We start from the raw sequence: 17,174 nt of genomic DNA, 5'->3' as shown, positions 1-17,174 counted from the left end.
TCGTACAGGCTAGCCGCAACCGCGGATCAGGTTGCGCTTCGCTCGTCCGAGCCCATGGCGTCGAGCACCGCCATGCGGGTGGACGACGTTCCGGTGATGGTGTTCTCGCCGACCCCGGAGATCAGCATGTGACGCCAGCGGGCCTCGTCGAAGACGAGTGGTGCGGTGCTGGAAAGAAAATCTTCGACGATCTGCAGGAAACGCATCGGATCGTCGCGGAACGGGAAGTGGCCCGAGCCGCGGAAGACTTCGAGTCGGGAGTTGGGCATGGCCGCATGCGCGAGGTGCGCATGGGAGACCGGAATGACGGAGTCGTCGTCGCCCCAGATCAGTTGAACGGGCAGATTCTCGGTCAGATAACAGCGGTCGAGCATCGTGACGACCTGCCCGCGCCAGTCCACCACCGCCCGCAGGGTACGAAGGTAGGCCTCGTAGGCCGTGGGGTCGGGGAGATCGGCGAGCACACGAATCAGGTCGGGAGTGTCGTGCAGCATGGTGCCGGGACGCAGATTTGAACCGTGCACGACGCCGGCAAGGTTTCCGGCCATTCGGACGAGCGGCATCGCTCCAGGTATCCGGAGCAGTTTGACGACCTCGTTGACCACCGGAACGGACATGAGGCGCAGCAACGGGTGGACGTCCTTGGTGACGCCACCGGCCGAGACCAGCACGAGGCGATCCACCATGTGTGGGAATTGGTAGGAGAATTGCATCGCGACGCCGCCACCGAGTGAATGCCCGATGACAGTGACGTGCTCGATGCCGAGCGTCGACAGGAGATCACGCATGCCGTTGGCGTACGCGGCTACCGAATAGTCGGCGCGCGGCTTGTCGGAGCGGCCGTGACCCAACAGGTCAGGTGCGATGACGGTGTACTTCTTGGCGAGGTGGGGAATGATCTCGGTCCACGTCGACGAGTTGTCGCCGATTCCGTGCAGGAGCAGTACTGCCGGGCCCTCTCCGGCTATCCGAAATGCGCGTCGGTAGCCGTGAATGGTCCGGAACATCATCCGAGGTTCCTCGTCGGGGACCGGTCGGAGCTGACGGTTCCGTGGTCTGCTCATGTCGCCTCCTGGCTCAGCGTGAGACCACGTTGACTGTCTGCTCCAGTTGTTGAGCCGTCAACGAAAATCTCACAGAGTTCGAGGCTATCCGACGGATGTGTCCTGAACAACAGCCCAGGTAACGGAGGGGTTGCGGAATGCGCACAATGTCGAATTATGCGCCCCGCCCGTCACATTTTGGTCAGATGTCGCCTCGACCGGCGTCTCCAGCTGAGCCGAAGTCGTCGTTCCCAGCCTGTTCGGCCAGGAATTTTTCGAACTCCGCGCCGATCTCGTCGCCGCTGGGGAGGTCGGCTTCTCCAGCTAGAAGTGACGACTGCTGTTCCTGGGCGGCCACGAAAGTGTCGTATTGCCGCTCCAAAGCGTGGACTACAGTCTGAACTTCTTCGTTTCCGGCTATGTGCTCGTTAACCTGTTCTCGAACGCGTGCCGCGGCCTCACCCAGTGCCGCCAGCGGAAGTTCCAGATCCGAAACCTCGGACACGTTTTCGAGCAAAGTCTCGGCGGCGCCGGGGTAATCGGTTTGCGCGAGGTAGTGGGGAACGTGAACCGAGAAGCCCATCGCCTCGTGCCCGTGCTGAGACATACGAAGCTCGAGCAATGACGATGCGCTGCCCGGAACCTGCAGTTCACCTGACCAGCGCTGATGGTCCTGGATCAGGTCCTTGTTGGTCGAATGTGCTGTCACGCCCAGCGGTCGGGTGTGCGGGATTGCCATCGGAATGGCGTTGAGCCCGATGGTTCGACGCACACCGAGCTGTTCGGACAACAGACGAACGGCTGTGGTGAACCGCTCCCACTTGAGGTCGGGTTCCATCCCGGCAAGCAGCAGGAAGGGCGTGCCGGCCGTATCGCGCAGCGCGTACAGATTGAGTGCCGGAGCGTCGTAGTCGGAAAAATGATCGGCCTTGAACGTCATCGTCGGTCGGCGCGAGCGGTAGTCGATCAGCTCGTCGACAGCAAACGAGGCGACAAGCTCGGTTTCCAGGCTTTCCCGCAGATGCGTCGTCGCCAATTTCACGGCGTGACCGGCGTCGGAGTAACCCTCGAGTCCGTGAATCAGGATCGGTCCCTGGCCGTCGGCAGCCGCCAATTGGGGCGCCGGAAATTCCAGCTCGTACATCCTCGACTGTTCGTCCATCGCAGTCCCCTTCGCTCTTCGGTCTTGATCTCAAGTGTCCACTATCGGCGCACGCTCGACAGCATCGGAGTCGGGTGCCCGACAGCACTGGATCAGACGTTCATCGGTAAGAACACCGAGTCGGTGACCGATCATTCCCGATCCGACGAGACGGGCGTTCGCCGAGAGCGAAGCCGAGCGGTATCTTTCGACACTTGTCCTGGGCGTTCGGTAGATGTCGGGTGCGCGGCTTCGGACATGGCAGAGTGGAACACAAGGTCGGCACGACTAATTTGTCCGAAATGGATTGGTCGATTGTCGGGATCGGTCGAGTGCGGAGGCTTACATGCGGGTGTGTCCACGATCGTCCAGGCGAGTGGCCGCAAGCTCCCTTGCAGCAGTGGCCGCCGTTGCACTACTCGCGGGCTGCTCCGGGTCGGTCCAAGGAGCACCCGTTCCGGACTCCGCGCCGGCGACTGCCGGTGTGACCGACAGCGGCTCAGCGGCGCCGAGTACGACGGCTGCCCCCAAATCCTCGTCGCCGAAATCTACCTCTCCGAAATCGGCGGCACCGTTGTCCGAACTTCTGCTGACTCCCGAGGAATTTCCCGAGCCCTTCGGCGCTGTTGTCCTGCCCCCGCAGGCTGTTCCGATGGCGGCGCCGGATCTGGTCGGCGTCCCACGCGGTGCCACCGTCGATCCATCCGAATGTGAGCCACCGGAACAGGATTACGGTCCGAACGGGACCGTGATGGCGGTCGGGACCGACAATGCGACGAGGGCAACGATTTCGGTCGAACTCACGAAGGTCGACGCACCCCTGGACGAGTTGGAAGCGCAAACTCGGCAGTGCCCGTCCATGACCGTCACTGCGAACGGCGTCACGACAACAGTGACGACGGAAATTCTTCCGCCCTCGCCGATCGATGCCGACAAGACGATGTCGCTGCGCCGCACTGTCGTTTCCCCCAAAGCTGCAGCCGGCGATCAGACGATGCTGACGTTGATCGCACAGGTGGGCGACGTGCGGGTAGCGACGACACTGATGACGTTCGGTTCGGCGACGCCGTCGACAGCACCTCTGGATCAGGCATTCACCGCCGCTGTCCAGAAGGTCAAAGCGGGTAAGTGATTCCGCAGCATACGGGTCCGACAAGGATCGGATCGCCCCGTTGTGTCGGGGCGCTTCGTCCACAACAATCGCGGTAATCCACAGACGACTTCGACGTGGGTGTTTCCCCTGGTCGAGTGGATGGCGGCGTCGGGGTGATCAGCCAGGGTCTGTGCATGACCACATCACCTCTTCCGGGAGAATTCGAATTCTCCGACGACGACCTCACCCTTTTCGGATGCGTCGAACGTGTTTCCGATCCAGGCGAATTGATTACGGCAATACCCGCCCTCCTGGGATTTCATCCGTCCAACTCCGTCGTTGCGCTGTCTCTGATGGGGATCTCCGCCTCGACACTCGGCCCGGTGATGCGACACGACTACTTTCCCAGTGTCAGGGGAAAGCCCGCGAGGCAGATGAGTGCAGCGCTGCGCCAGTTCGCCTCAGTGTGTGACAGGGAAGGAGCGCGTGCGGTCGTTCTCGTGGTGATCACCGATTACTCGGCAGCTGAAACTCTGATCGATGAAACCATCGAGCTGGCCGAGGTATTCGAAGACATGCTCGGCGGAACCTGCGTCGAGCTGGCTGACGTATTGTGCACGGCCGCAATAGAATCTGGCCAGCCGTGGACGAGCGTCACGCGTTCGATTCACCGGGGTACTCTGCCCGACCCGGCATCTTCGTCGGTTGCGGCGGCACAGGTGTTGGGCGGGAGGGTCATTCGCCGTTCGCGTGAGGAACTGGTCCGGTGGGTGCACGGTGCCGCTCGCAATCACGAGGTGATTGCGGAACTGATCGCGAGCGGAAGGGAATCGGGTGCGTACGGAGGGGGAGTCGACGGCGATGACCCGGTCCAGGACCGGGTCGATCTGGTGCTGAAACATATTCGTCGTGTGGAGGGAGGAGATCACCCTGACCCGCAGGAATGCGCCGATCTTGTGGTCGCGTTGATGGACGTTCACGTGCGCGACGTGGTGCTGGGTCTGGCGATCACGTCAGTTGCGGCGGCCGCCGAGCAATTGTGGCTTGCGCTCACCCATGAAGTGCCTTGTCCCGAACGCGCTTGGCCGGCAACACTTCTCGGTTTCTTTGCATACGTTCGCGGTGACGGCCCTCTGGCCGGTGTGGCGCTGTCGGTCGCACTGTCGGCCGATTCGGAACACACCTTGGCCGGATTGCTGGACTTGTCCCTTCAATCCGGCGTGCACCCCGACGGGATCCGTGACCTTGCGGCCGTCGGATTGTCCATCGGGGAATCACTCGGAATCGCCGGCTTGCCGCCGGCACTGCCGAGCGGAAGCTAGCGAGCAGCGTGTGAGCGATCGCCCAGATCCTGGAGGAACTGCCACGCATCGGCGACGATGACGTCGAGATCGGTACGCGTGGGCGTCCAACCCAACTCGGCAATCGCCTTGTCGCTCGATGCGATGAGGACCGCGGGATCGCCCAGGCGTCGCGACGCGTCTTCGACGTTGATCGGCAGGCCGGTGACCCGTGCACAGGCAGCGATCACCTCACGCACGCTGAAGCCGGCACCACTTCCCAGGTTGTAGATGCGGTGCTCGCCGGGAACCGAGGATTCGAGCGCCAGTAGATGCGCTTCGGCGAGGTCGAGCACGTGGATGTAGTCGCGTACTGCGGTGCCGTCCGGCGTGGGCCAGTCGGTTCCGAAAACCGAGATCTTGTCTCGCTGCTCGAGTGCGACCTGCAGCACGAGTGGAATCAGGTGGGTTTCGATCACCCGGTTCTCGCCGGCGGACTTGTACGCACCCGCGACGTTGAAGTAGCGCAAGCTGGTCGCGCCCAGGCCGTGGGCGATCGAGTACGAGGTGATCGCATGATCGATCGCGAGCTTGGTCGCGCCGTAGGGATTGGTAGGGCGGGTCGGAGCCGTTTCCACGATGGGGGACTGCTCCGGCTCGCCGTACGTTGCGGCGGTGGAAGAGAACACGAGCCGGGGAGTGCCGGAGAGGCGGATCGCCTCGAGCAACTCGATGGTCGTGACGACGTTTCCGCGCCAGTACTTTTCGGGGTGCAGCACCGATTCGCCGACCAACGACTGCGCTGCGAAATGCAGTACGCCGTCGAAAACGGGTGAACCCGCACTACCGAGGACCTCGGCGGCCAGCGCCCCGACGTCCCCTTCGATGAACTCGGCACCGGCGGGCACCGCGTCGGCATTTCCCGTGGAGAGGTCGTCGATGACGACAACCTCGTGTCCACGCTCGAGCAACACAGTGCTGCACACACTGCCGACGTAACCGGCGCCGCCGGTGACCAGGAGTTTCATCTACTACTTCCTCAGACCTGCTTGACCTGAACGGCGTGAGCCATTTCCTCGGACAGGTCGAACCCGCTGTGACCCGGCACGATGATGGTCACCGAGCCCGGACGGGTTTCGACCGTCACCCTGGCGTCGGGAACGACGCCGGCGTCACGCAGCTGCGCGATCACCTCGGGATCGGACTGCACGTGCTCGGCCAGTCGCCGAACGACCACCGCAGTCTGTGCGCCGTGCGGAATATCGGTCAGACGCACCAACGTTTCGGTGGTGGCAACCGGGCCGTCGAGTCCCAACTGGTCCAAGCCCGGAATCGGGTTGCCGTAGGGCGACGTCGTGGGGTTGTTCAGAACGACGACGAGCCGACGCTCGACCTCCTCGCTCATCACGTGCTCCCAACGGCATGCCTCGGCATGTACGTCTTCCCATTTGAGACCGATGACGTCCACCAGCAGGCGCTCTGCCAGCCGGTGCTTACGCATGACAGAGATCGCGAGATCGCGACCCTTGTCGGTGAGTTCCAGATGTCGATCGCCGGCGACCATCAGCAAGCCGTCGCGCTCCATACGCGCAACTGTCTGGCTGACGGTGGGTCCGCTCTGTTCGAGCCGTTCGGCGATCCGCGCCCGGAGTGGGACTACGCCCTCTTCTTCCAAGTCGTAGATCGTCCGGAGATACATCTCCGTGGTGTCGACTAGATCCTTCACACTCAACCCCTTCGTCAGTTGATCATTCTACCGTTCAGTTCGTGGTTCCGGTGCCGCCTCCACTGCGGCGAGTCCAGCGCGTGTCCGAATTGGATTCGTGTCACTCGATCTCGGTCTCCGTAGCGGGCCACGAGTGTGGTGTGCAGCACGAAACGAGAAGGAAGTAGCGTGATCCCATGACCGCGTCGATCAGATCTGACGGGGACCCCGCGGCGTCTCGAGCGAATCGAGTCGTGGTGTGGAGTCCGGAGTACCTGAGCTATCGGTGGAGCGCCGATCACCCGATGAATCCCACTCGCCTCGATCTCACGATGGCACTCTCGCGAAGCCTCGGACTTCTCGAGGGAATCGAGTTTCTCGAACCGAGTGCCGCGTCCGATGCCGACCTCCTCAGAATCCACACACCGGCATATCTTGCAGCGGTCAAAGACGCGGGTAACTCTGCGAACAACGGTGTGAGCGGCCAGGATGTTCCCCACGGGCTCGGTACCGAGGACAACCCGGTCTTCCCGCACATGCACGAGGCAAGTGCCATCCTCGCCGGCGGCTCGCTGGCGGCAGCGCAGGAAATCGCTTCGGGGCGTACCAGGCGTGCGGTCAGCATCGGCGGTGGCATGCACCATGCGATGGCGGATTGGGCTTCGGGATTCTGCGTCTACAACGATGCGGCTGTTGCGATTTCGTGGCTGCTCGACAACGGCTACGACCGCATCGCCTACATCGACGTCGACGCTCACCACGGCGACGGTGTGCAACATGCGTTCCTCGGGGACCCTCGAGTGCTCACCGTCTCGCTGCATCAGCATCCGGCGACGTTGTGGCCCAACACCGGATGGTCGAGCGAGGTCGGTGACGGCGCGGCCGAAGGTACAGCGGTGAACATCCCGGTGCTTCCCGGAACCGTCGACGCGTTGTGGCTGCGTGCTTTTCACGCCGTCGTTCCGGGAGCCATTGCAGCCTTCCGCCCGCAGATCATCATCAGTCAGTGCGGTGTGGACTCGCACCGCGAGGACCCGCTCGCGGACCTCGCCCTCACCGTCGACGGTCAGCGTGCGGCGTTCCTGGCAATGCGCGATCTCGCCGACCGCTACTCCGAAGGACGGTGGCTGGCGGTCGGCGGTGGGGGATACGGACTGGTTCGCGTCGTGCCCAGGGCATGGACTCACCTGATCGCGGCCGCACTCGATCGTGAGATCGACGTCGACACCGCTGTCCCCGAGGACTGGAAGGAATCGACGAAACTGCGGGCACCGAGCGTCGACCTCCCGCCGACCATGGGTGACGGCGGCGATGTCGCCTACACACCGTGGGACGGCCCGGGTGGTACACCGGAGACAGGCGTCGCGTCGGTGGACCGTGCACTCACCCGAATCGACTCGGCGATCATCGCCACACGCCGCGCTTCGTTCCCGCTACTCGGACTCGACCCGGAGGATCCCCGTGACTGAACAGTCCGATACCGATGCCGGCGGCGCGAGCGAGCAGGCGCCGAAGACCGACCCCGCTCACACCTATCCCCATTCGTGGGTAGTCGATGTTCTCGCCTCCGACGGCGGCGCGGTGGCGCTGCGACCCATCGTTCCCGAGGACGCGGACAAACTCGTCGAATTCCACGGCAAGCTCTCCGAGCGCACCCGTTACCTGCGCTACTTCGGCCCGTACCCCACGATGTCGGCGCGCGACGTCAAGAACTTCACGACGGTCGACCACCACAACCGCGTCGCGTTCGTGATGATGCTCGGCGACGAGATCATCGCGGTGGGTCGATACGAGCGCCTCCTCGACGTCGGTGACGGGAAGTCTGCCGAGGTCGCCTTCGTCGTCGCCGACGCACACCAGGGGCGCGGCCTCGGCCCGATCCTGCTCGAATACCTGGCAGCAGCAGCGGCCGAGAACGGTCTGACGATGTTCGTCGCCGAGGTCCTCTCCGAGAACCGCAACATGGTGACGGTGTTCCGTGAGGCGGGTTATCAGGTGAGCCGCTCGTTCGACGGTGGCGTGCTGCGACTCGAATTCGCGATCGACCCGACGGAAGCGCTTGTTTCGGTACGTAATTCGCGGGAGCGGGCAGCTGAGGCCCGCAGCATGGGAAACGTGCTGAGTCCACGATCGGTGGCAGTGATCGGCGCATCGGCGGACCCGGCCAAGGTGGGTAACGCGGTGTTGACCAACCTGCTGCGCGGCGGATTCACCGGCCCGGTCTATCCCGTCAACGCGGAGCATCGTTCTGTGCACGGTGTTCGGGCATATCCGACGGTTCGTGACATCCCCGACGACGTCGATCTGGCCGTCGTGGCTGTACCTGCGGAATCGATCAATTCGGTTCTCGACGACTGCCTCGACAAGGGCGTCAAAGCGCTGGTGGTGGTCTCGTCAGGCTTCAGTGAGAGTGGTCCGGACGGACGGTCGTCCGAACGCAAACTGGTCCACGCGGCCCGCGCTCACGGAATGCGCCTCATCGGTCCGAACGCGCTGGGTGTCGCGAACAACGACCCGGCGATTTCGTTGAATGCGACGTTGGCGCCGGTTTTGCCGGTGGCAGGCAACGTCGGCTTCTTCTGTCAGTCCGGCGCACTCGGTATCGCCATTCTCGACGAGGCCGCGCGTAGTCGAATCGGGTTGTCCGCCTTCGTTTCTGCGGGTAACCGTGCGGACGTCTCGGGCAACGACCTTCTGCAGTACTGGGATTCCGACCAGTCCACCGAAGTGGTTCTTCTCTATCTGGAGAGCTTCGGCAACCCACGAAAGTTCTCCCGCATCGCGCGTCGAGTTGCGCGCAAGAAGCCGATCGTCGCGGTCAAGAGCGGTCGGCACGCGGTTCCGCCGGTGCTCGCCGCCACGGGAGTCGAGATCGACGATTCCATCGTCCGGGCCCTCTTCGAACAGGCCGGCGTCATCCAAGTCGGATCCATCTCTCAGTTGTTCGACTGCGCACTGCTCTTCGGCTACCAGCCGTTGCCGGCCGGTCCACGGCTTGCAGTCATCGGCAACTCCACCGCGCTCGGTGTCCTTGCCGCGGACGCTGCCCGCAGTGAAGGATTGCAGGTCAGCGACCCGGTCGACCTTGGCGCACAGGCCAGTCCGGAGCTGTTCGCTACCGCCGTGCGTGACGCGTTGGCGTCGTTCGACGTCGACGCCGTCATCGCCGTCTTCGTTCCTCCGGTTGCCATTCCGGTCGAGCCGTTCGCGAAAGCACTCAAAGACGCCGTCGCGGGCTCGGACAAGCCGATTCTCACGACCTTCCTCGCAGCCGAGGGTGTGCCGGACGTCCTTGCGGTCCGCGACGAAGTCGGTAACCCGACCCGCGGTTCGGTGCCGTCCTACCCGGGGCCGGAGCGCGCCGCACTGGCGTTGGCGAGGGCTTGGCGTTACGCGGAGTGGCGCAGCAAGCCGGCGTCGAAGGTTGTTCGCCCGGCAGGGATCGACTCCGAGCGAGCCCAGAAGATGGTGGCCGACTGGCTCGAGAACTCTTCTGGCCGTTGGCTGTCGGACGTGGAAGCAGCCGCTCTTCTCGAGTGCTACGGGGTCGCGGTCGTCGAATTCCGTTCGGTCCTGAGCGAAGACGAAGCTGTCGAGGCAGCGAATGCTGTCGGCTATCCGGTCGCGGTCAAGGCAACCGGCGAAATGTGGCGCCACCGACCGGATCTGGGCGGCGTCAGGCTGGATCTGAGTGGACCGGAATCGGTACGCCTCGCTTACCGAGATCTTGCGGCCGCGTCGGGTGAACCGCTGCTGCACGTGCAGAAAATGGCAACCAAGGGCATCGGGTGTGTGGTCGGTGTCCAAGACGACCCGTCGTTCGGTTCGCTGATCTCGTTCGGCCTCGCCGGTGTGATCTCCGACCTCCTCGGGGACCGTGCCTATCGCGTACTGCCACTCACCGAAGACGCTGCTACGGAGTTGATCGACGCACCCAAGGCTGCGCCGCTGCTCTCCGGATATCGAAACGCCGTTCCGGTCAACAAGGGTGCCTTGGTTGATCTGGTCCAGCGCATCTCGGCGCTGGCCGACGACATTCCGGAAGTCCGCGAACTGGCCTGTGAGCCGGTACTCGCTTCGGCTACCGGCGCGGAGATCACCGATTCGCGAGTACGCATAGGGCCCGAGCCGAGCGCAATCGACCTGGGGCCCAGACGGTTGCGGTAGTCACAGCGTTCGAGATGGACACAGCGAACAACACCGGCCACCGCACATTCCCGAGGGGGAGGGAAGTAGCGGTGGCCGGTGCTTTGTGCGGTGCGTCAGCGCGAGTGGTGTGGCGCGCTGACGCACGTGCTGTGTTGTTTGATCAGCTTGCGTAGGACCGCAGTTTCTCGGCGCGGTCACCGACGCGGAGCTTGCCCATGACCTCGCGCTCGATCTGACGAACCCGCTCACGGGAGAGGCCGAAGAGCTTGCCGATCTGATCGAGGGTGCGAGGCTGGCCGTCGTCGAGACCGTAGCGAAGTCGGATGACCTGCTGCTCTCGCTCGTCGAGCGTCCCGAGCACGCTGCGCACATCGCTGTGCAGCAGACCGGCGATGACGGCGTTCTCCGCCGAAGTCGCCTCGGAATCTTCGATGAAGTCGCCCAACGGCGCTTCTTCGTCGTTACCGACCGGCATGTCGAGGCTTACCGGGTCACGGCTGTGATCGAGCAGGTCCGCGATCTTGTGGGCCGGGATGCCCGACTCTTCGGCCAACTCGTCGTCGGTCGCTTCGCGTCCGAGCTGCTGGTGCAGTTCGCGCTTGATGCGTGCGAGCTTGTTCACCTGCTCCACGAGGTGGACTGGGAGCCGGATGGTGCGGCTCTGATCAGCCATTCCGCGGGTGATCGCCTGACGGATCCACCAGGTGGCGTACGTCGAGAACTTGAAGCCCTTGGCGTAGTCGAACTTCTCCATGGCACGGATGAGTCCGAGGTTGCCTTCTTGAATGAGATCGAGGAGCGGCATGCCGCGGCCGGTGTAGCGCTTGGCCAGCGACACGACGAGTCGCAGGTTCGCTTCCAGGAGGTGGCTACGCGCCGACTGTCCCTCGCGAACGATTGTTGCGAGATCCCTCTTCTTGGCGACTGTCAGGCGCTTTCCCGTGGCAAGAACGTGGCTGGCGTACAGCCCCGCTTCGATTCGCTTCGCCAGTTCGACCTCGTCTGCTGCTGTCAGCAGTGCAGTACGACCGATCCCGTTCAGGTAGACGCGGACCAGGTCTGCGGCCGGGCTCTGGGCGTCCAGATCTGCGGCGCTCGGACGAATGCGAGTAGTGGTGCTGGGGCTTGTCATGACTTGCCTCCCTATCGGCGGTCTCTCACACAGTTCAACGTGTGAGAGTTCCGGGAAAGTTCCCGTGCCGATTTCCGCTAAATCGCCGTGACCTGCAGTTATTTCCCAGTCGTCCTGAGAAGTTGCTGAGAACACAAAAATCTGCAACTCAACGGGAACTCAGTTCGTGACGGGAAGCACCAACCCGTGCCGGACGAGCGAGACCAGCAATGTGACGACGGCCTCACGTAGTTGGTCTGGGTCTTCGTCGTTCGCCGCGGCGAGAAGTTCGACCAGCTCGTCGACCACCAGTCCATCCGCTCGAAGGCCGGCCAGCAGCGCAGCGCCCAGTTCGTCGATCTCGTGTTGCCAATGCGGTCCGTTTCCGCGGTGCACGCGGGTGACGACCGGCCGCCATCCCTCGTCGCCGGGGAGATAGACGCGTTCGAGCGCGGTGTCCGAATCGAGAACGAATCGTTCCTCGAGGACGTCGTGTTCACGCAACCAGGCAAGACGGTCGAAGTATGCGAGCGCCTCGGCCCCGAGCGGGTCCGAGAAGCCGTGCATGAGGTCCTCGGCCATCAGGTCGGTGGGGGAGTCGGTGCGGCGAAGGAACACGAAACCGAAGCCGACGCCCTCCACATCGGCTTCTTCGAGGTGATCCAGCCAGGCGTTTGCTCTCGATGCCGTTTCCGGATCTCGCGGATCCTGCCCGCCGTCCTTGAGCCACGTACCGACGTACAGAGCTGGATCCGCCACGTCGCGCTGCACCACCCAGGCGTCGACGCCGTGCGACGGCAGCCACGACGCGATCCGCGAACGCCAGTCCTGTCCTTCGATGTGCACCCACGATGCCAACAGTGCTGCCGTGCCGCCGGGGTTCAGGTAGTCGATCGAGCGCGAGACCATCAATTCGCTCGCACCGTCGAGATCGAGGCCGGAATCGCGGTACGTGTGATGCACGCGTGCCTCGCCGACGACAAACGGGGGATTGGCGACCACCTGGTCGAAAGTTCGACCCTCGACAGGTTCGAACCAGGACCCTTGAAGCAGTTCGACGTCCAGTCCGTTGAGGGCCATGGTTGCTGCCGTGAGGTCGACGGCGCGTTGATTGATGTCGGTTGCGGTGACCGAATCGGCGTACGTGTTCGCGTGCAGGGCTTGGATGCCGCATCCGGTACCGAGGTCGAGCACGCTGCCGACCTTCGCGGTGGGCGTGGCCTGTAGCAAGGACAGTGACGCGTGCCCGACTCCCAGCACGTGATCGGCCGTGGCCTTCTTGGGACGGATTCCGCCGTCGAGATCCGAGATCACCCAACGATCGCCGTCGCCGACATCGATGGGACGAAGATCGACCGCGGCCCGCACGAGCGGATTCTCACTGTCGAAGTTCTCACCTTCGAGCAGACCGGCGTCGACACACTGCGCAATCGTCAGTGGAGCCAGCGCCGCGGCGACGTCGCCCGCGGGGCAGTCATCGGCGAGAAGGAACAGTCTGACGAGAACGCCCAGATCCCCGAGTTCCCGGGTGGCGCGGCGCACGGGTACCGGCTCACTTCGGCCGAGAGCGGCGTGAACTTCGGGACCCAATGCCTCGAGCATGGTTCCCGTGTCGAATCGATTGCGAAGCAGAGCCTCACGCAGCGCAGGGGTGATGGACAGGAGCGTTTCGCTTCTCACCCCGTCATTCTCGCAGGCGGAACTTGTCAGCCTTCGATGGTGTGGTGCGTCGCGGATTCGATCTCGCCTGCGGTCTTCTTTCGCCCGTCGTATCGACTCGGTTCGTCCTTGGTGCGCGGTGGTCGGTCGTTGGCGATCAGGACGGCGATCCAGGGAAGCGGAATGGATGCACCGATGATGAGCATCGAGATCCAGGCGTTGGCCCAGATGCCGTACGCGATCGCCGCGAGGATCAACGCCGGGAACCGGAAGGACATGATGATCATGTACTTGCGCACTCGGGCTTTGTGCTGTTCTTCGACGGACTGCTGCGCTTCGGTGATCAGTACGGGATTGTCGGGAGTCCCGGCCTCGTCGGACCTGCCGAACGCGCCATTTCGTGCCATGACTCCACTGTTCCACTCTCGGCCGACAATTGCACACGACCCGTGGGTCGCACCGCTGTGACGGAGACGGCATTATTGGAGGGGTGAGCACTCAAACCAAGGAACGTCCCGACGTCTCCACCGACGAAACGACCGACGACGACACCCCGAAGTTCTTCCACTACGTGAAGAAGAACAAGATCGCCGAGAGCGCCGTCATGGGAACCCATGTCGTCGCGCTGTGCGGTGAGGTGTTTCCCGTGACGAAGTCCGCCAAGCCGGGATCACCGGTGTGCCCGGACTGCAAGAAGATTTACGAAGGACTCCGTAAGGGCGACTGACCTCGGGTCACGCGAGCGGCAGTACTTCCAGAGCTCGGCGGATCGACAGCCTCGACGCAGTCGGCCGCCGGGCTTTTCGCGTCTGCCTGCGGGTTGTCGCAGTGATCCTGGTCGACGCAGGAGTTCTGTCGCGACTCCGTTTGTCTGCTGCGCGGCCGCCCGTACGAGGGGACAGTGGCCGGATCCGCTTTGTCGCCCGAGATGCGGATCGGGCTGGTGGCCAGGTGCCAGGTCAGGTTGGTGACCGGGCCGGATTCGTCATCGGTCTTCTGAGCCGCGAGCCACTCTCGCATCTGCTCCATCCGGGTGGCTCGAGCCGGCCAGAACTCCTGCACGGTCGCGTTGAACTCGGCGCCGAGCACGACGGCGAAACCGAGGAAGAACGTGAAGAGCAGAAAGGCGATCGGCGTTGCCAACGCTCCGTACGTGTAGCCGGTGCTGGTGACGAATCCCAGGTACCAGCGCAATCCGGTGCTCGCAGCCATGAAGAACACACCGGCGACCAAAGCGCCGGCGAGGAGCCGATGCCACGGCAGCGACTTCGGCAGAGCGACCTTGTAGAGCGTCGTGAGGCCGATGATCACCAGCAGGCCGACTGCGGGGTAGTAGAACGTGTCGACCAGATTCGATCCGACCACATACCAGGATGCGGGTAGTGCGCGCCCGACGAGCGTCGGGCCGAGAGCTACCAGCGGGAGGATGAACACCGCCATCACCAGGAACATCACGTAGAGCAGCAGGGCGAAGATGCGCTGCCAGATGGGATTGCGGGCATCCTGCTGACCGTGTGCCTCCACGATCGAGTCGACGAACGTACTGATCGCCGACGACCCCGCCCACAGTGAGAGCAGGAAGCCGACCGAGATGATCTCCGGTCGTCCGCGCTGGAGCACGTCCGTCACTGTCGGACGGATGATCTGGTCGACGACGCTTTCGCTGAAGATCGTCCCGCTGAACGTGACGATCTTGGATTCGATGATCTCGACGGTGTTGGGTCCGAACCACCCACCGATATAGCCGATCATTCCGAGAAGACCGAGCAGCAGAGGAGCCAGTGACAGCGTTTGCCAGAACGCGGCCGTAGCCGCCTTTCCGAAGATGGAATCGTCCCAGGCCTTGCTCAGGGTGCGACCGATCAACTGCCCGGTGCGGCGTAGCGGATGCCATCTGCGGTGGTGCAGATCACTTCCGCTCGACTTCTCGCCTCGCGCTTCACTCATGATGTCTCCAGCATCCCTGACGACACACCCGGTTGCCCAACCATGGTGCCGACGTGTCGCACATTTCTGAGACAATTCGCGTGCAGGTCGGCAGGATGCGAGAGCAGCGAAACCTCGCCGGCCGGAGTGAGAACGGCCATGAGTACGCGCTTCGAGTGCGGCTTTCGTCGGTGGCGACGGCTAGGCTCGTCGCCGGACATTGATGAAAATTCGAGGAGCGCGAGACAACAGTGCGATTTCAGTGGAGGCGCGGCCTATGACGTCTGAGACCGTGGCAGCCGAGTTCGGCAATTCGCCCGAACCCGCCGGAGCTCAATCCGCGGGAACCCAACCTGGCGCCCCTACCGGTTCCCTTCGTGCATGGCAGCGCCGTGCACTGACCAAATACCTTTCCAGCAGTCCCCGTGACTTTCTGGCAGTCGCAACTCCGGGAGCAGGTAAGACCACCTTCGCTCTGCGGGTAGCTTCGGAATTGCTCCGCGACCGGACGGTCGACCAGATAACCGTCGTGGCGCCGACCGAGCACCTCAAGCATCAGTGGGCGGAGTCCGCTCAGCGCTCCGGACTGGCATTGGACTCGCGGTTCTCCAACTCGACCGGCCAGACCTCGAGTGACTATCACGGCGTAGTGCTGACCTACGCTCAGGTTGCCTCGCACCCGTCGAAGCATCGCGTGCGCACCGAGGGCCGCAAGACGCTGGTCATCCTCGACGAGATCCATCACGGCGGCGACGCCAAGAGTTGGGGCGACGCCATTCGTGAGGCGTTCGGCGACGCGACCAGGCGTCTCGCACTGACCGGAACCCCGTTCCGCAGTGACGACAGCGCTATTCCTTTCGTCGAGTACGAGCCCGACAAGGAAGGCCTGCTCCGCTCGAAAGCCGATCACTCCTACGGATATTCGGATGCACTCAAGGACGGCGTGGTTCGACCCGTCGTGTTTCTCGCCTATTCGGGCGAAGCGCGGTGGCGAAACAACGCGGGCGAGGAATTCACGGCTCGCCTCGGCGAGCCGCTGAGCGCCGAGCAGACGACTCGCGCCTGGCGTACGGCCTTGGACCCTGCCGGGGACTGGATTCCTGCCGTGCTGCAAGCAGCAGACACCCGTTTGGCGCAGCTGCGCAGTACCGGTATGCCCGATGCCGGCGGACTTGTCATCGCAACCGACCAGACTGTCGCCCGTGAGTATGCGAAGGCGCTCACCGCGATCACCGGCGAACAACCGGCCGTCGTGCTGTCCGACGACCCCACCGCGTCCAAGCGAATCGCCGAATTCGGTGCGAGCGACCAGAAATGGATGGTCGCGGTCCGCATGGTGTCCGAGGGCGTCGACGTTCCTCGCCTGGCGGTCGGTGTGTATGCAACCAGCGCGTCCACCCCGCTGTACTTTGCTCAGGCGATCGGGCGCTTCGTGCGTTCACGGCGTAAGGGCGAAACCGCCAGCGTCTTCCTGCCGTCGGTGCCGGTGCTTCTCGACCTTGCCGCGCAGCTCGAGGCCCAGCGTGACCACGTACTCGGGAAGCCGCATCGTGAGAAGGACGGCCTCGAAGACGACCTGCTCGCCGATGCGAACAAGCAGAAGGACGAGCTGGGCGAGGAGGAGAAGGCGTTCACATCCCTGGGCGCCGACGCCGAACTCGACCAGGTGATCTACGACGGATCGTCCTTCGGTACCGCGACATTCGCCGGAAGTGACGAGGAAGCAGACTACCTCGGACTCCCCGGCCTACTCGACGCCGATCAGATGCGGGCGTTGCTGCGTCAACGTCAGCAGACGCAGGTCGAGGCCAACTCTGCCAAGGCTGCCGCCCCGCAACCGACGGCGGCAGTGGTATCCGATCGAGCGGCCACGGCAGATCAGCTCGGTGCGCTCCGCAAGGAGCTCAACGGGTTGGTGGCGATGAACGTTCACCGCACCGGTAAGCCGCACGGCATCATTCACGCGGAACTGCGCCGAGTGTGCGGCGGCCCGCCGACGGCCATCGCGACTGTCGATCAGCTGACCGAACGCATCGCGATTCTCCGCAGCTGGTAGTAGCCGATAAC

Annotated in this window: 14 protein-coding genes; 6 read left to right on the top strand and 8 right to left on the bottom strand. The window is 63.6% G+C overall.

All coding sequences use genetic code 11. From position 1 onward, the window contains the following. Window positions 1–26: 26 nt before the first annotated feature. A complete protein-coding gene (locus tag DBV08_RS29490; RefSeq protein WP_007732813.1) occupies window positions 27–1,064 on the bottom strand; it encodes an alpha/beta fold hydrolase in 1,038 nt (345 codons plus the stop codon). Window positions 1,065–1,245: 181 nt separating this feature from the next. Further along, window positions 1,246–2,205: a proteasome assembly chaperone family protein gene (locus DBV08_RS29485; protein ID WP_124569739.1), complete on the bottom strand. Its 960-nt coding sequence runs from the start codon at window positions 2,203–2,205 to the stop codon at window positions 1,246–1,248. A 355-nt stretch (window positions 2,206–2,560) separates the two neighbouring features. Here DBV08_RS29485 and DBV08_RS29480 point away from each other — a divergent pair, with 355 nt between their 5' ends. Both DBV08_RS29480 and DBV08_RS29475 read left to right on the top strand, forming a co-directional pair. Then, on the top strand, window positions 2,561–3,316 hold the full coding sequence (locus tag DBV08_RS29480) for a sensor domain-containing protein (protein ID WP_124569738.1): 756 nt from the start codon (window positions 2,561–2,563) through the stop codon (window positions 3,314–3,316). A 155-nt stretch (window positions 3,317–3,471) separates the two neighbouring features. Continuing rightward, entirely contained in the window at window positions 3,472–4,599 is a 1,128-nt protein-coding gene (locus DBV08_RS29475; RefSeq protein ID WP_124569737.1) for a DUF4192 domain-containing protein, read from the top strand. Here the strand turns inward: DBV08_RS29475 and galE are convergent. After that, a complete protein-coding gene (gene galE / locus DBV08_RS29470; protein WP_095970541.1) occupies window positions 4,596–5,585 on the bottom strand; it encodes a UDP-glucose 4-epimerase GalE in 990 nt (329 codons plus the stop codon). The two genes, DBV08_RS29475 and galE, sit on opposite strands and share 4 nt — an antisense overlap. An 11-nt stretch (window positions 5,586–5,596) precedes the next feature. Then, on the bottom strand, window positions 5,597–6,283 hold the full coding sequence (locus tag DBV08_RS29465; RefSeq protein ID WP_003942150.1) for a metal-dependent transcriptional regulator: 687 nt from the start codon (window positions 6,281–6,283) through the stop codon (window positions 5,597–5,599). A 176-nt stretch (window positions 6,284–6,459) separates the two neighbouring features. On the opposite strand from DBV08_RS29465, the gene DBV08_RS29460 reads away from it, so the two are divergent. Together DBV08_RS29460 and DBV08_RS29455 are read left to right on the top strand one after the other, a co-directional pair. Next, window positions 6,460–7,731 (top strand): acetoin utilization protein AcuC, encoded by a 1,272-nt coding sequence (locus tag DBV08_RS29460; protein WP_003942159.1) that lies wholly within the window; start codon window positions 6,460–6,462, stop codon window positions 7,729–7,731. Then, a complete protein-coding gene (locus DBV08_RS29455; protein ID WP_124569736.1) occupies window positions 7,724–10,429 on the top strand; it encodes a bifunctional GNAT family N-acetyltransferase/acetate--CoA ligase family protein in 2,706 nt (901 codons plus the stop codon). The genes DBV08_RS29460 and DBV08_RS29455 overlap by 8 nt, the downstream gene beginning before the upstream one ends. Window positions 10,430–10,571: 142 nt before the next feature. Here DBV08_RS29455 and DBV08_RS29450 read toward each other — a convergent pair whose 3' ends face one another. The 3 genes from DBV08_RS29450 to DBV08_RS29440 all read right to left on the bottom strand — a co-directional run bounded on the left by DBV08_RS29450 (window position 10,572) and on the right by DBV08_RS29440 (window position 13,588). After that, window positions 10,572–11,543: a sigma-70 family RNA polymerase sigma factor gene (locus DBV08_RS29450; RefSeq protein ID WP_003942639.1), complete on the bottom strand. Its 972-nt coding sequence runs from the start codon at window positions 11,541–11,543 to the stop codon at window positions 10,572–10,574. A 159-nt stretch (window positions 11,544–11,702) separates the two neighbouring features. Then, complete coding sequence (locus DBV08_RS29445; protein WP_095970539.1) at window positions 11,703–13,202, bottom strand: methyltransferase; 1,500 nt, start codon at window positions 13,200–13,202, stop codon at window positions 11,703–11,705. A 26-nt stretch (window positions 13,203–13,228) separates the two neighbouring features. Next, complete coding sequence (locus tag DBV08_RS29440; RefSeq protein ID WP_003942638.1) at window positions 13,229–13,588, bottom strand: DUF3099 domain-containing protein; 360 nt, start codon at window positions 13,586–13,588, stop codon at window positions 13,229–13,231. Window positions 13,589–13,671: 83 nt separating this feature from the next. Between DBV08_RS29440 and DBV08_RS29435 the strand changes: the two genes are divergently transcribed. Further along, entirely contained in the window at window positions 13,672–13,908 is a 237-nt protein-coding gene (locus DBV08_RS29435) for a DUF3039 domain-containing protein (protein ID WP_003942602.1), read from the top strand. On the opposite strand, the gene DBV08_RS29430 is transcribed toward DBV08_RS29435, so the two are convergent. After that, window positions 13,881–15,128 carry a YihY/virulence factor BrkB family protein gene (locus DBV08_RS29430; protein ID WP_124569735.1) on the bottom strand — a complete coding sequence of 416 codons (1,248 nt, stop codon included), beginning with the start codon at window positions 15,126–15,128 and terminating at the stop codon, window positions 13,881–13,883. The genes DBV08_RS29435 and DBV08_RS29430 overlap by 28 nt on opposite strands. A 256-nt stretch (window positions 15,129–15,384) precedes the next feature. Here DBV08_RS29430 and DBV08_RS29425 point away from each other — a divergent pair, with 256 nt between their 5' ends. Beyond that, window positions 15,385–17,163: a DEAD/DEAH box helicase gene (locus DBV08_RS29425; protein ID WP_020907558.1), complete on the top strand. Its 1,779-nt coding sequence runs from the start codon at window positions 15,385–15,387 to the stop codon at window positions 17,161–17,163. Window positions 17,164–17,174: the final 11 nt, after the last annotated feature.

It is taken from the genome of Rhodococcus sp. KBW08 (assembly GCF_003852455.1).
In the GTDB taxonomy this organism is placed as follows: domain Bacteria; phylum Actinomycetota; class Actinomycetes; order Mycobacteriales; family Mycobacteriaceae; genus Rhodococcus_F; species Rhodococcus_F baikonurensis.
Note: the sequence above shows the minus strand (reverse complement) of the source record. Positions and strands in the feature narration are given on the sequence as shown.